Source organism: Sphingomonas sp. Leaf23 (assembly GCF_001421585.1).
Taxonomy (GTDB): domain Bacteria; phylum Pseudomonadota; class Alphaproteobacteria; order Sphingomonadales; family Sphingomonadaceae; genus Sphingomonas.
Window position 1 is genome coordinate 45,673 of the sequence record NZ_LMKR01000005.1, and the last position, 13,074, is coordinate 58,746.

Here is a 13,074-nt window from a genome sequence, read left to right on the forward strand (position 1 = left end):
TATCCGCCCGGCCGGCCCCGTTGCCAAGCCCGAGCGTATCAGCGGCCCGTGCCGAGCAACAGCGCGGTCAGCACCGGATCGCCGGTGCGGCGCGGATCGGCGCGGATCGCCGTTTCCTCCCGCCCGATCGCGCGGAAGATCGCATTGCCCGCCTGATCGGCGGCGCTCCGCGCAATGGCGGTATAGTCGATACCGGTCTGCGCAGTGACGATCGCCGACAGGATTTCGGTCGCGTCCGATCGCAGGCCGCTGGAAAATTCGGGGAACATTGCCTCGATCACCGCGCCGCGTGCCGATTGTGCCAGCAGGTCGGTGGCGGCGGTCGGCCCGCCGCGCAGCACCGCGACCGCATCGGCCAGCGTCAGGCCGCGGATCGAATCGAGCACGACCGGCGTCGCGCGGTCGGCGGCATCGACTGCGATATCGTTCAGCGCCATGGCGATCCGCCCGCGCACCGCATTGGTGCGCAGGACGGCGGCCAGCACGTTGTTCTGCCCACCGGTGTCCGGCAGGGTCAGGCGGGTCAACTGGTCCTCGTAAAAGCCACCCGGACGGATCAGCCGTTCGAACGCGCGCTGGCTGGACAGGGTAAGCAGGCGGCGCACGCCTTCCTCGACACTGTAGCTGCCGAGCGGGGTAGCGCAGCCGCCGAGCACGGCGACGGGGAGGACGAGGGCGGCGGCACCGAGGATATGGCGACGCGACAGCGGGGTATGGATCATGACGGGATTCTCCGGATGCGCTTTGCGCTGCCAACGCAGGCGATGCCCTCCGGTGCCGTCTCCGCCGTGAACCGACGTTGAACCGGACATCGTTTTGCATCCGTTTCGTGGCGGGGGGCATTGCCGCCGGAGGCTATGCGCCCTAGCTACCGGGGCATGGCTGATCCCTATGCAACCCTGGGCGTCGCGCGCGGCGCGACCGAAGCAGACATCAAGAAGGCGTATCGCAAGCTCGCCAAGGAGCTGCACCCCGACCGCAACAAGGACAACAAGGCTGCGTCCGACCGCTTTTCCAAGGTCACGCAGGCCTATGACCTGCTGACGGACAAGGACAAGCGCGCGCGGTTCGACCGGGGGGAGATCGATGGCGACGGCAATCCGGCATCGCCGTTCGGGTTCGGCGCCGGGGGCGGTGCCGGCGGCTTTCGCCCTGGTCCGGGCGGACGCGGCGGGTTCGACATGGGGCCCGAGGGTCAGGGCGGCGACTTTTCGGATATTTTCGAAGGGCTGTTCGGCGGACGCGGCGGTGCGGGTGCGGGTGCCGGTGGCGGCGGCTTTGCCAGCGGCTTCGGTCGGCGGCCGCAGCCCAAGGGCGGCAATGTCGCGTACCGGCTGAAGGTGCCGTTCGAGGATGCGGCGACGCTCAGCCCGCAACGGATCACGCTGGCGGACGGCAAGACCATCGACCTGAAACTGCCCGCGGGCGTCGATACCGGCACGCAGATGCGCCTGACCGGCAAGGGCGATGCGGGGCCGGGCGGTGCGGGCGACGCGATCGTCACGGTCGAGGTGCAGCCGCACCGTTTCTATACCCGCGACGGCGACGATGTGCGGATCGACCTGCCGATCAACCTCGCCGAAGCGGTGCTGGGCGGAAAAGTGCGCGTGCCGACCGTCGAGGGCGCGGTGATGCTGAGCGTGCCCAAGGGCGCGACGTCGGGCAAGACGCTGCGGCTTAAGGGGCGGGGATTCCACCGGAAAGACGGCACGCGCGGCGATCAGCTGGTCACGCTGATGATCGACCTTCCCGCCGACGACGCCGAACTGACGGCGTTTGTCGAAGGTTGGAGCGCCGCGGACACGGACCCGAGGGCGAAGCTGGGCGTTTGATCCGCCTGCGAAACCAATCGAAACGAAGCTGATGACCGAGCCGTCCCCGACCACCCCCGAGGCCCGGCAGCGTGAAGGGCGTCCTGCGCTCGCGCGGCTGCGCCCGTCCGCGCGCGCGATCGAGGTTATCAAACGTGTCGCGATCGGCACGTTCAACGATGGTTTCACCCATGCCGGCAACCTCGCCTATCTCTCGCTGCTGACGCTGTTTCCGTTCTTCATCGTCGCAGCGGCGATCGCGCGCGCCGTGGGCCGCAGCGGTGACAGCATCCATGCGGTGACCGCGTTCCTCGACACCGTGCCGCGCGATGTGGCGGTGGTGCTGCAGCAACCGATCCTCGATGTGTTGCAGGCGCGGTCGGGGTCGTTGCTGTGGCTGGGTGCGCTGGTGGGGTTGTGGACCACGACCGGCTTCATCGAAACGGTGCGCTCGATCCTGCGTCAGGCGTACGGCATCCCGTTTTCGCGGCCGTTCTGGGAATATCGGCTGGGGTCGATCGGGTTGATCGTCGGGTCGGTGGTGATGCTGATGCTGGCGTTCAGCCTTCAGGTCGTGCTGGTCGGCGTGGAGCAGGTCATCTATCGCCTGCTGCCGTTCCTGCAGCCCTACGCCGCCTATCTGTCGATCGCGAAGCTGTTCCCAGCGCTGGCGCTGTTCATCGCGCTCTACACGTTGTTCTACACGCTCAGCCCCAAGAAATATCGCACGTCGAACTGCCCGAAATGGCCGGGCGCGGTGGCGACGGCGAGCGTGTGGATCGGCACGACCCAGCTGTTGCCGCTCGCGATCGATGCACTGGGGGGATATGACCGGACCTATGGCAGCCTGGCCGGCGTGATGATCGCGCTGTTCTTCTTCTACATCGTCGGGCTGGGCGTGGTGATCGGCGGCGAATTGAACGCGGCGCTGGCGGAAACACCCGACCCTGCGCTAGAGGGTGCGGCTACAGACGAAAGAGGGACAGTCGCGTGAACGGTTTGATGCAGGGCAAGCGGGGGGTCATCATGGGCCTCGCCAACGATCGGTCGCTGGCCTGGGGCATCGCCAAGCAGCTCGCCGCACAGGGGGCGGAGCTGGCCTTCACTTATCAGGGCGAGGCGCTGGAGCGCCGCGTGCGGCCGCTGGCGACCGAACTGGGTGCCGACTTCCTGATCGAATGCGACGTGTCGGACATGGGCGCGCTGGATACCGCGTTTGACACCATCGCGGCGCGTTGGCCGACGATCGATTTCGTGGTCCATGCCATCGGCTTTTCGGACAAGAACGAGCTGCGCGGCCATTATTACGACACCAGCCTCGACAATTTCCTGATGACGATGAACATCAGCGTCTATTCGTTCACGGCGGTTGCCAAGCGGGCGCGGGCGCTGATGCCGAACGGCGGATCGCTGGTCACGCTGACCTATTACGGGTCGGAAAAGGTCGTGCCGCATTACAACGTGATGGGTGTGGCCAAGGCCGCGCTCGACATGTCGGTCAAGTATCTGGCGATGGACATGGGGCCGGAAAATATCCGGGTGAACGCCATTTCGGCGGGTCCGATCAAGACGCTGGCCGCCAGCGGCATCGGTGATTTCCGCTACATCCTGAAGTGGAACGAACTGAACTCGCCGCTGCGCCGCAACGTCACGATCGACGATGTGGGCGGGGCGGGGCTGTACCTGCTGAGCGACCTGTCGAGCGGCGTCACCGGCGAAATCCATCATGTTGATGCCGGCTATAACGTCATCGGCATGAAGGCCGAGGACGCGCCCGACATCGCGCTGTCGTAACGTCGTGAGCGTCATCCGGGCGGCGACCGGTGCGGATGCGCCGGCGGTGGATGCGTTGCTGCGCGCCTGTTTCCCGCGTGACGCAGAGGCGCGGCTGGTCCAGCAGCTGGCGATCGACGGCGATCTCGTGCTGGTGCTGGTCGCCGAGGATGCGGGCGCGGTGGTCGGCATGATCGCCGCCAGCCGGATGCAGGTCACCGCCGACACGCGCGAAATTGCCGGTGTCGCGCTTGCGCCGCTGGCGGTGGCACGAGACGCACGTGGGCAGGGTGTGGGCGAGGCGCTGGTCGCCGCCGCCATCGCGCATTTGCGCAGTGCGCGGGTCGAGCTGGGCTTCGTGCTGGGCGATCCGGATTATTATGGCCGCTTCGGGTTCGAGGCGGCGACGGCGCGCGGGTTCGACAGCCCTTATGCCGGTGAGAACTTGCTGGGCATCCGCCTGAACGATGGACCCTGCGTCCACACACCCGGCGCGGCGGTCCATGCCCGCGCCTTTGCGGCTTTGGGGGAGGACGCATGAGCCACAACAGCTTCGGGCATCTGTTCCGCTTCACGACCTGGGGCGAGAGCCATGGGCCGGCGCTGGGCGCGGTGGTCGACGGGTGTCCGCCGGGACTGGCGTTGAGCGAGGGCGATATCCAGCCGTATCTTGACGCGCGGCGACCGGGGACCAGCCGCTTCACGACACAGCGGCGCGAGCCGGATGCGGTGCGCATCCTCTCGGGGGTGTTCGACGGTCGCACGACCGGCACGCCGATCAGCCTGATGATCGAGAATGTCGACCAGCGGTCGAAGGATTATTCGGACGTCGCCAAGGCCTATCGCCCCGGCCATGCCGATTACGCCTATGACGCGAAGTACGGCTTTCGCGACTATCGCGGCGGCGGGCGGTCGTCGGCGCGCGAGACGGCGGCACGGGTCGCGGCAGGGGCCGTGGCGCGGCTGGTGATCCCGGAAGTGACGATCACCGCCTGGGTCGAATCGATCGGCGGCGATGCGATCGATCCGGCGAACTTCGATGCGGCGGAGATCGGTGGCAATCCGTTCTTCTGTCCCGATGCCGCCGCCGCGCAGCGCTGGGAAGCGCTGGTCGATGGCGCGCGCAAGGCCGGGTCGTCGCTGGGCGCGGTCGTGGCGTGTCGCGCCGAGGGCGTGCCGGCGGGCTGGGGCGCGCCGCTCTATGCCAAGCTGGATGCCGAGCTGGCGAGTGCCGCGATGTCGATCAATGCGGTCAAGGGCGTGGAGATCGGCGACGGCTTTGCGGCGGCTTCGCTGTCGGGCGAGGCCAATGCCGATCCGATGCGGCCGGGTGCTGAGGGTGTCGAGTTCCTCGCCAACCATGCCGGTGGCATTGCCGGCGGGATTTCGACCGGGCAGCCGGTGACGTTGCGGGTGGCGTTCAAGCCGACCAGCTCGATCCTGACGCCCGTCGAGACGATCGGGCCGGACGGGCAGGCGACCACGATTGCGACCAAGGGGCGGCATGACCCGTGTGTCGGCATTCGCGGGGTGCCGGTGGTCGAGGCGATGGTCGCGCTGGTGCTGGCCGACCAGAAGCTGCGCCATCGCGGGCAGGTCGGTTAAGCAAGCGTAGCAAACCGCCGGCCGTTGTCCCGCCACGGCCGGTCCCTGATCCGGTCCTGTCGTGGGATGAGCCGTGGGGAACCGCCGGACCTATCGCTCTGGTAACGCATTGAAAGTCCTGCTTGATGCAAGGAGATTTTCGATGCGCAAGACCATTGTCACGAGCCTGCTGATCCTGTGCGGTTCGACCGCGGCCGTCGCGCAGGTGACGCCGACCCAGACCAGTCCGACCGCGCCGACGACGACGCAGGGGCCGATCGACCCCAGCCGTCCGACCCAACCGGCACCACAGACGACTGGCCCGACCAACCCGGTCGACGCCCCGACCGATCCGACGCGTCCGGGCGAGTCGAAGGCCGATACCACGACGACCGACGACACCACGACGACGGCCCCCACGGGCGATACGCCGACGGCCAAGCCGGCGCCCGGTACGCCGCGATAAGCGGTGGCATGAAAAAAGGCCCGTCCGGATTGATCCGGGCGGGCCCTTTCTTGTTCACGCGCTACCCGTTCGGTTCGAGCAGCTTCGAGCTTGTCGAGAAGCGTCCGTCGAGAATGTCCCGTTTGGGGAAACCCCTTCTCGACTACGGTTCTCGACAGGCTCGAACCTGCGCTCGAAGCAAACGGGTAGGTGGAGTTGGCAGATCAATCCGCGAAGGGGTCGCGCACCAGAATCGTATCGTCGCGTTCCGGGCTGGTGGATACCAGCGTCACCGGGCACTGGATCAGTTCCTCGATGCGGCGGATATACTTGATCGCCTGCGCCGGCAGTTCGGCCCAGCTGCGCGCACCGGCGGTCGATTCCGACCAGCCAGGCATGGTTTCGTAGATCGGTTCCACCTTCGCCTGTTCGGCGGCATGGGCGGGGAAGTAATCCAGCACCTGATCGCCCAAGCGATAGCCGGTGCAGATCGCCACTTCCTCGAACCCGTCGAGCACGTCGATCTTGGTGAGGGCAATGCCGGTGATGCCGCCGACTGCCGCCGCCTGCCGCACCAGCACGCTGTCGAACCAGCCGCAGCGGCGCTTGCGCCCGGTCACGGTGCCGAATTCATGGCCGCGCACGCCGAGACGCTCGCCGGTGTCATTCTCCAGCTCGGTCGGGAACGGGCCGGAGCCGACGCGGGTGGTGTACGCCTTGGCAATGCCCAGCACGAAGCCGACCGCGCCCGGACCCATGCCTGAACCGCCCGCTGCCGTACCGGCGATGGTGTTGGACGAGGTGACGAACGGATAGGTGCCGTGGTCGATGTCGAGCAGCACGCCCTGCGCCCCTTCGAACAGGATGCGCTTGCCGTTCGCCTTCGCCTGCGCCAGCACACGCCACACCGGCTGGGCATAGGGCAGGACGAAATCGGCGATCTCGCGCATGTCGGCGATCAGCTGTTCGCGGTCGATGGCGGGTTCGTTGAAGCCGGCGCGCAGCGCGTCGTGATGCGCGGTCAGGCGGTCGAGCTGCGGTTCCAGCTGGTCGAGATGGGCGAGGTCGCACACGCGGATCGCGCGGCGGCCGACCTTGTCCTCATACGCCGGGCCGATGCCGCGCCGGGTGGTGCCGATCTTGCCGGCGCCGCTGGCGTCCTCGCGCAGACCGTCGAGGTCGCGGTGGAACGGGAGGATCAGCGCGCAGGTCTCGGCGATCATCAGCGTGTCCGGCGTGACCGAGACACCCTGTTCGCGCAGCCGTTCGACTTCCGCCTTCAGTGCCCAGGGGTCGAGCACGACGCCGTTGCCGACGATCGACGGCGTGCCGCGCACGATGCCCGAGGGGAGCAGCGACAATTTATAGGTGGTGCCGCCGACGACCAGCGTGTGGCCGGCATTGTGCCCACCCTGAAACCGGACGACCATGTCGGCGCGTTCCGCCAGCCAGTCGACGATCTTGCCCTTGCCCTCGTCACCCCATTGGGCGCCGATCACCGCTACGTTCGCCACGTCCATACCCTCATGCAATGCGCGTTTCCGCGCTGCACTAGGGCGCTACGCGCCCCGCGTCCACCGTGCGCGCAGGGGGCTGGGCGGGAATGTGACGATAGAGTTGCGTTTCCTCGCGCCGGATGCGGTCGGCCAGCGCCGCCGCCAGCGCCCGCGACGCCGCTTCGAAAGCGGCGGGGTCCGCCTCGATCCGCCGGGCGTCCCAATCCTGCATATAGGCTTTGAAAGCGTCGGACAGCCCGCCCATCTCCGCCTCGAATTGTTGCGAGAGGCGGACGGCGGCCGGGTCGCCGCTGCGCTGGAGCAGCGGGTGGAGCAGCCGGTCCTCCTTGGCGAGATGGGCAAGCAGCAAGCGGCTCATCCGCCAGCGGACCTGCGCGATATCGGCGATGGGCGGCGGACGCTGCGCGGCGTGGCGCAGCAGGTCGCCGAGCATCGCGCCCAGTTCGGCGTGTTCCGCGATCAGCGCGTGGCGTTCGAGTTGCATGGGCGACGCTCCCTTCGGCATTCGACCCTGCATCGGCACATCCTAACGAAGCGTGTAGACGGCGGCTCGACATTACGCGCGACGGCGCGCAAACCGGGGGCAGAACAGTAAAGGAGAGTGTGCCGCATGAAACTCGCGAGCCTCAAGCACGGCCGGGATGGCCGGTTGGTCGTCGTGTCGAGCGACCTTGCCTGGTATGCCGATGCGAGCGGGATCGTGCCGACGTTGCAGGCGGCGCTGGACGATTGGGATGCCTTTGAAGGCGACCTGCGCAATCTGGCGACCGACCTCGACCATGACGTGATCCCCAAGGAACGCTTCCATGAACGCGACGCCGCGTCGCCATTGCCCCGCGCCTATCAATGGGCGGACGGGTCGGCGTACGTGAACCATGTCGCGCTCGTCCGGCAGGCACGCGGGGCGGAGATGCCCGAGACGTTCTGGCACGATCCGCTGATGTATCAGGGCGGGTCGGACGGCTTTCTGTCCCCGCGCGATCCGATCCCGCTCGGCGATGCGGCGTGGGGCTGCGATTTCGAAGCCGAGGTGGTCGTCGTGACCGGCGACGTGGCGCTGGGCGCGTCGCGCGAGGAGGCGCTGGCGGCGGTGCGGCTGGTCGGGCTGACCAACGACGTATCGTTGCGCGGGCTGATTCCGGGCGAGCTGGCCAAGGGGTTCGGTTTCTTCCAGTCGAAGCCGGCTTCGGCCTTTTCGCCGGTGTTCGTCACGCCCGACGCGCTGGGCGATTGGTGGCAGGACGGCAAGCTGCACCGGCGGATGTGCGTCGACCTGAACGGCAAGCCATTCGGGCGGGCGCAGGCGGGCGAGGACATGACGTTCGATTTCGGCACGCTGATCGCGCATGCCGCCAAGACGCGCGCGCTGGGCGCGGGCACGATCATCGGGTCGGGCACGGTGTCGAACCGCGACGGGGATGGTGGTCCGGGCAAGCCGGTGGCGGACGGCGGCGTCGGCTATTCCTGCCTGGCGGAACTCCGCACGGTCGAGACGATCCGCGGTGGCGAGGCGCAGACGCCGTTCCTGCAGAGCGGCGACACGGTGCGCATCTGGGCCGAGGATGACCGGCATCACCCGATCTTCGGCGTGATCGAGCAGACGGTGGCGTAAGGGGCGCGACGTCCAAGCAAGAAGGAACACCCCCGGCGGTTGCGGATTGAACCGGTATCGCAACTATCCGGGGGTGCCATGTCCATCGTTCGAACCTGTCGCTGGCTGATGCCGGCCCTGCTGGCGGGCTGCACCATGGCGGACGGGCCGCGCCCGGCGACCGGTGGCCAGGCGATGCGCTCCGCCGCCGTGCCCACGCCCGCCGACCGGTTCGGGCCGCTGTTCGAAGCGGTGCAGATGCGGCGCATCTTTCCCGACGGAAAGACCTTTGTCGATGCGGTGCCCAGGCGGCCCGATGCCGCGATCCTGGCCGATTTCCGCAAGGGTAATTTCGATGACGCCGCGCTGAAGGCGTTCGTGCTGGCCAATTTCGACGTGCCCGGCCTGACACCGATGCCCGAGTCCGACCATGGCCCGCGCCTGCCGATCGAGCGGCATATCGCCGGACTATGGCCGCAACTGACGCGGGAGCCGGTGACGCCACCGACCGGGTCGAGCGCGCTGGCGGTCGGCGACCGGTTCGTCGTGCCGGGCGGGCGGTTTCGCGAACTATATTACTGGGACAGCTATTTCACGATGCTGGGCCTCGTCGCCGACGGGCGGCAGGATCTGGTCGAATCGATGCTCGACGGCTTTGTCGATCTGGTCGAGCGGTACGGCCATGTGCCCAACGGCACCCGCAGCTATTATCTCAGCCGGTCGCAGCCGCCGTTCCTGTACCTGATGATGGGGTTGTCGCAGAACCGCGATCCGAAGGTCGCCGCCCGGCGGCTGGCGGCGCTGAAGCGCGAACATGCGTTCTTCACTTCGCCCGAACGGTCGGTGACCCTGCCCGGCGGGGCGGTGCTGCAACATTATTGGGACGCGCGGACCACCCCCCGCGACGAATCGTGGCGCGAGGATGTCGAGACGGCGAACGTCGCCGGGCGACCGGCTGGCGACACCTATCGCGAGCTGCGCGCCGGGGCGGAAAGCGGCTGGGACTTTTCGTCGCGCTGGCTGGCCGATGGCAGGACGCTGGCGACGATCGATACGACCAGCATATTGCCCGCCGATCTCAACAGCCTGTTGTGGGGCATGGAGCGGGCGATTGCCGAGGGCGCGGCAAAGGCGGGCGATGCCGCCACGGCGCGGGACTTTAGCGACCGGGCGGCGAAGCGGGGCGCGGCGATCGATCGCTGGCTGTGGAGCGAGGCGGAAGGGCGTTATGGCGACTATGACGTCAAGCGGCTGCTGCTGCGCGACGGGGTGACGGCGGCGACGGCCTATCCGCTGTTCGTCGGGCTGACGACGGGGCCGCGCGCGGCGCGGGTGGCGAGCACGATCGAGCGGCAGCTGCTGGCACCGGGGGGCTTGCGGACCACCACGGTCGATACCGGGCAGCAATGGGACAAGCCCAATGGCTGGGCACCGCTGCAATGGATCGCGGTCGCCGGGCTGGACCGCACCGGCAACCGCGCGCTGGCCGACAAGATCGCGCAACGCTTCCTGGCGAGCGTCGCGCGCGAATATGCCGCGTCGGGCAAGCTGGTCGAGAAATATGACGTCGAGGAGGTGAAGCCGGGCGGTGGCGGGGAGTATCCGCTGCAGGACGGGTTCGGGTGGACCAACGGCGTCACGCGGGCGCTGATGGTGCGGGGGGCAGTGACGAATGGGGCCAAAGTTCACTAAGTTCACACTCGTGCGCGTTTCGCGCGGTGTCGGAGCCTTGGCGAAATTGCAGCTTTTATGCCCCCGCGCAGGCGGGGGCCCAGGGCGTCAAACGCGACCATTGTTCTGCTGGGCTCTGGGCCCCCGCCTGCGCGGGAGCACGGCTGTTCATAAGGCGACGTGGTTCAAACTAACGGTTCAAAGAGCGATGCCGAGTTTGCCATCCCGACGGCGTGTAGGAAAGCTCACGCCGTCCAGGCCGCGACGTCCTCCTGCTGGCCGATCAGCGCGAGACCGTGGGCGACCGAGGTCAGTTCGTTGCCCGACGCCAGCCGGCCTTCCCCGAACCGGTCGGCAAAGGCGCGGCGGATGGCGGGGGTGAGCGAGGTGCCGCCGGTCAGGAACACGCGGTCGATCGCGTCCGGCTCCAGCCCCGCCACGTCCAGCGCGCGGTCGACGGTCGCCATGATCCGGGCGAGATCGTCGGCGATCCATTGTTCGAACTGGTCGCGCGTCACCTGCGCCTTGATCGCGATGCCGCCGCCTTCGAACGCGAAGGTCGCTTCGTCGCCGCGTGACAGGGCGCGCTTTACCTGTCCGACCGCGTCGTAGAGCGGATAGCCCTGTTCGCCCTCGATCACCGCGATCATCCGTTCGATCGCGGCGGGATCGGTCGCGGCGCGGCGCAGTTTGTCGAGTTCGGCCATCGTCTTGCGATTGCGCATCAGCGCCAAGCGCGACCAGTCGGTGAAGTCGGTGAAATGGCCCGCCGGAATCTCCAGCACCTTGTCGAACGAGCGATAGGTGCCGCCCTTGCCCAAGAGCGGCAGGACCAGCTTGTCGAGGATTCGGCGGTCGAACTGGTCGCCGGCGATGCCGATGCCGGCATGGCCGAGCGGCCGGGCGCGGCGCTCGCTGCCGGGGGCTTCGAGGCGGACGACCGAAAAGTCGCTGGTGCCGCCGCCGAAATCGGCGACGAGGATGGTCGCGGCCTCCTCCAGCGTCGCGGCATGGCTGAACGCCGCGCCCAGCGGTTCGTAGACATAGGCGACTTCGGCACCCAGCGCGGCGAACATCGCATCGTAGCGCGTCCTGGCGAGCGCTTCGTCGGGGCGGTGGCCGGCATAGGTGATCGGGCGGCCGACGACGATCCGCCTGGCCCCGTTCAGCACGCCATGCGCGCGGGCGGCGAGCCGGTCGAGAAAGGCGCGGCCGAGGTCTTCGAACCGGTAGCGTTTGGTGAAGATCGGTGCGGTGTCGAAGCTGGGGCTGGCGGCGACCGACTTGAACGATTGCAGGAACCGGCAGCCTTCGGGGAATTGCAGATATTCGTCGATCGCCCATGGACCCGCCTCCACCGCGATGCCGCCGGGCACATCGTCCTGCCAGAAGCACAGCGCCGAGCGGAACACGGCGTCGGCGCCATCGGGACCGTCGAGCGCCACGAGGGTCGCGCCATCGGCATCGGCGCGGGCGAGGACGGAATTGGTGGTGCCGAAATCTAGGCCGAGGGACATGGGGGAGGGCTCCGGGCAGCGGCGGGTCGCCCTACACGGGTTGGTTCGGTTTGTCTTGGGGGTGTTGGCGTATCGCTGCGAAGGCGGTTGCCGGGGGGTACCGGCCGGTGGACCGCGCATGGGCGTATCCCCGCGCAGGCGGGGATCCAGGGCCACGCAAACAAGCGCCTGCGTATGTGGCCCTGGACCCCCGCCTGCGCGGGGGTACGGCAGTTGATTGGTGGGGGCTGTTCTTCCCCGACGTACCTCGGCGGAGGCCGAGGCACGATTGGGGTTGGGTTAGCGGGTTGCCCGGACTGGTGCCGGTGCCGGCGCATTGGCTACCGGCGGGGTTCCTGCCGGAGCGGCGCCAACCGGCGGGGGCGGCGGGAGCTGGCCGTTCGCCGGCGGGGGCGGCGGGGCGGCACCGTCAGCGGGCGGCGGCGGTGGCATCGCGCCGGGGGCGCAACCCGGACCACCGGGACCGCCGGGGCCACCGGGACCGCGTGCGTCGGGACCACCCGGACCACCCGGGCCACCCGAACCATGCGGGCCGGGGCCGCGACCTTCGGGGCCGTGGCCGGGGCGCGGCGGCGGCGGTCCGACCGGCGTCACCTTGCCCGCCGCATCGACGACATAGGACGCACGCAGCTGTCCATCGTCATAGCGGCCCTGCACCTGCACCGGTGCGCCCTTCGTCACGTTCGCGTCGCGGGCACCGTCGACCATCGCCTTGCCGCTGCCGTCCTGCACCACGAAGCGGTCGCCATAGACCTCCGCCACGCGGCCCTTGACCGTCACCACGCCGCTGCTGCTGGCGAGGCGCGCGACCGGGGTCGCGATGGTCGGGGCCATTTCGACGCCGGGCCGGGTCAGCGACACCGCGCTCGCCCCGCCCGCCGCGCCGATGGCAAGGCCGATCGCGACGCCGAGGCCGAGCTTGCCGGTGTTGCCCAAAGAGAATTTCGCCATGTGCTTTCACTCCTTCGTTGTTCGATGAAGCCGTTGTAGCGATTCGCCCCCTCGCCACGCTGAACCCGGCGGTTCAGTTTCGGTTTAAGCGGCGTTGGCATTGGCACTGCCGTTCGTCCTGCGTAGCCATTGAGCAACGTCGAAAGGGCGTATCGAAGGACCTCGATGAGGGAATGCTTTGATACGGGCCTTCGACAAGCTCCGTCCCTACTCA

General features: G+C 68.3%; 13 protein-coding genes. 8 read left to right on the top strand and 5 right to left on the bottom strand.

Annotation, left to right across the window (positions count from 1 at the left end; translation table 11 throughout):
- Positions 1 to 38: 38 nt before the first annotated feature.
- Positions 39 to 722, bottom strand: a complete 684-nt coding sequence (locus ASE67_RS14660) for a DUF4197 domain-containing protein (RefSeq protein WP_055763060.1) — start codon at positions 720 to 722, stop codon at positions 39 to 41.
- Positions 723 to 878: 156 nt separating this feature from the next.
- Between ASE67_RS14660 and ASE67_RS14665 the strand changes: the two genes are divergently transcribed.
- The 6 genes from ASE67_RS14665 to ASE67_RS14690 all read left to right on the top strand — a co-directional run bounded on the left by ASE67_RS14665 (position 879) and on the right by ASE67_RS14690 (position 5,634).
- A complete protein-coding gene (locus tag ASE67_RS14665; protein WP_055763063.1) occupies positions 879 to 1,832 on the top strand; it encodes a DnaJ C-terminal domain-containing protein in 954 nt (317 codons plus the stop codon).
- Positions 1,833 to 1,863: 31 nt separating this feature from the next.
- Positions 1,864 to 2,805, top strand: a complete 942-nt coding sequence (locus ASE67_RS14670) for a YihY/virulence factor BrkB family protein (RefSeq protein ID WP_055763066.1) — start codon at positions 1,864 to 1,866, stop codon at positions 2,803 to 2,805.
- The gene (gene fabI / locus ASE67_RS14675) at positions 2,802 to 3,605 is read left to right on the top strand and encodes an enoyl-ACP reductase FabI (protein WP_055763069.1); all 804 of its coding nucleotides are present in this window, start codon (positions 2,802 to 2,804) and stop codon (positions 3,603 to 3,605) included. The genes ASE67_RS14670 and fabI overlap by 4 nt, the downstream gene beginning before the upstream one ends.
- A gap of 4 nt (positions 3,606 to 3,609) precedes the next feature.
- Positions 3,610 to 4,125, top strand: coding sequence for a GNAT family N-acetyltransferase (locus tag ASE67_RS14680; protein ID WP_055763072.1), 516 nt, complete (start codon positions 3,610 to 3,612; stop codon positions 4,123 to 4,125).
- On the top strand, positions 4,122 to 5,189 hold the full coding sequence (gene aroC / locus ASE67_RS14685) for a chorismate synthase (protein ID WP_055763073.1): 1,068 nt from the start codon (positions 4,122 to 4,124) through the stop codon (positions 5,187 to 5,189). The genes ASE67_RS14680 and aroC overlap by 4 nt, the downstream gene beginning before the upstream one ends.
- 142 nt (positions 5,190 to 5,331) lie before the next feature.
- Entirely contained in the window at positions 5,332 to 5,634 is a 303-nt protein-coding gene (locus tag ASE67_RS14690; RefSeq protein ID WP_055763077.1) for a hypothetical protein, read from the top strand.
- A 203-nt stretch (positions 5,635 to 5,837) separates the two neighbouring features.
- Here ASE67_RS14690 and ASE67_RS14695 read toward each other — a convergent pair whose 3' ends face one another.
- Together ASE67_RS14695 and ASE67_RS14700 are read right to left on the bottom strand one after the other, a co-directional pair.
- Positions 5,838 to 7,127, bottom strand: coding sequence for an adenylosuccinate synthase (locus tag ASE67_RS14695; RefSeq protein WP_055763629.1), 1,290 nt, complete (start codon positions 7,125 to 7,127; stop codon positions 5,838 to 5,840).
- 37 nt (positions 7,128 to 7,164) lie between these two features.
- Positions 7,165 to 7,614: a hemerythrin domain-containing protein gene (locus tag ASE67_RS14700; RefSeq protein ID WP_055763079.1), complete on the bottom strand. Its 450-nt coding sequence runs from the start codon at positions 7,612 to 7,614 to the stop codon at positions 7,165 to 7,167.
- A 126-nt stretch (positions 7,615 to 7,740) separates the two neighbouring features.
- Between ASE67_RS14700 and ASE67_RS14705 the strand changes: the two genes are divergently transcribed.
- Both ASE67_RS14705 and treF read left to right on the top strand, forming a co-directional pair.
- Positions 7,741 to 8,742, top strand: coding sequence for a fumarylacetoacetate hydrolase family protein (locus ASE67_RS14705; RefSeq protein WP_055763082.1), 1,002 nt, complete (start codon positions 7,741 to 7,743; stop codon positions 8,740 to 8,742).
- 78 nt (positions 8,743 to 8,820) lie between these two features.
- Complete coding sequence (gene treF, locus ASE67_RS14710; protein ID WP_235511929.1) at positions 8,821 to 10,413, top strand: alpha,alpha-trehalase TreF; 1,593 nt, start codon at positions 8,821 to 8,823, stop codon at positions 10,411 to 10,413.
- Positions 10,414 to 10,637: 224 nt separating this feature from the next.
- Here treF and ASE67_RS14715 read toward each other — a convergent pair whose 3' ends face one another.
- Positions 10,638 to 11,909, bottom strand: coding sequence for an Hsp70 family protein (locus ASE67_RS14715; protein ID WP_055763085.1), 1,272 nt, complete (start codon positions 11,907 to 11,909; stop codon positions 10,638 to 10,640).
- A gap of 279 nt (positions 11,910 to 12,188) precedes the next feature.
- A complete protein-coding gene (locus tag ASE67_RS18260) occupies positions 12,189 to 12,860 on the bottom strand; it encodes a hypothetical protein (protein WP_156348640.1) in 672 nt (223 codons plus the stop codon).
- Positions 12,861 to 13,074 lie beyond the last annotated feature (214 nt).

Excerpts from the sequence above, each read along its gene's own strand:
- ASE67_RS14690 (WP_055763077.1), top strand. The coding sequence starts at position 5,332 with ATGCGCAAGACCATTGTCACGAGCCTGCTGATCCTGTGCGGTTCGACC.
- ASE67_RS14700 (WP_055763079.1), bottom strand. The coding sequence starts at position 7,614 with ATGCAACTCGAACGCCACGCGCTGATCGCGGAACACGCCGAACTGGGC.
- ASE67_RS14705 (WP_055763082.1), top strand. The coding sequence starts at position 7,741 with ATGAAACTCGCGAGCCTCAAGCACGGCCGGGATGGCCGGTTGGTCGTC.
- ASE67_RS14670 (WP_055763066.1), top strand. The coding sequence starts at position 1,864 with ATGACCGAGCCGTCCCCGACCACCCCCGAGGCCCGGCAGCGTGAAGGG.
- ASE67_RS14665 (WP_055763063.1), top strand. The coding sequence starts at position 879 with ATGGCTGATCCCTATGCAACCCTGGGCGTCGCGCGCGGCGCGACCGAA.
- ASE67_RS18260 (WP_156348640.1), bottom strand. The coding sequence starts at position 12,860 with ATGGCGAAATTCTCTTTGGGCAACACCGGCAAGCTCGGCCTCGGCGTC.
- aroC (WP_055763073.1), top strand. The coding sequence starts at position 4,122 with ATGAGCCACAACAGCTTCGGGCATCTGTTCCGCTTCACGACCTGGGGC.
- treF (WP_235511929.1), top strand. The coding sequence starts at position 8,821 with ATGTCCATCGTTCGAACCTGTCGCTGGCTGATGCCGGCCCTGCTGGCG.
- ASE67_RS14715 (WP_055763085.1), bottom strand. The coding sequence starts at position 11,909 with ATGTCCCTCGGCCTAGATTTCGGCACCACCAATTCCGTCCTCGCCCGC.
- ASE67_RS14660 (WP_055763060.1), bottom strand. The coding sequence starts at position 722 with ATGATCCATACCCCGCTGTCGCGTCGCCATATCCTCGGTGCCGCCGCC.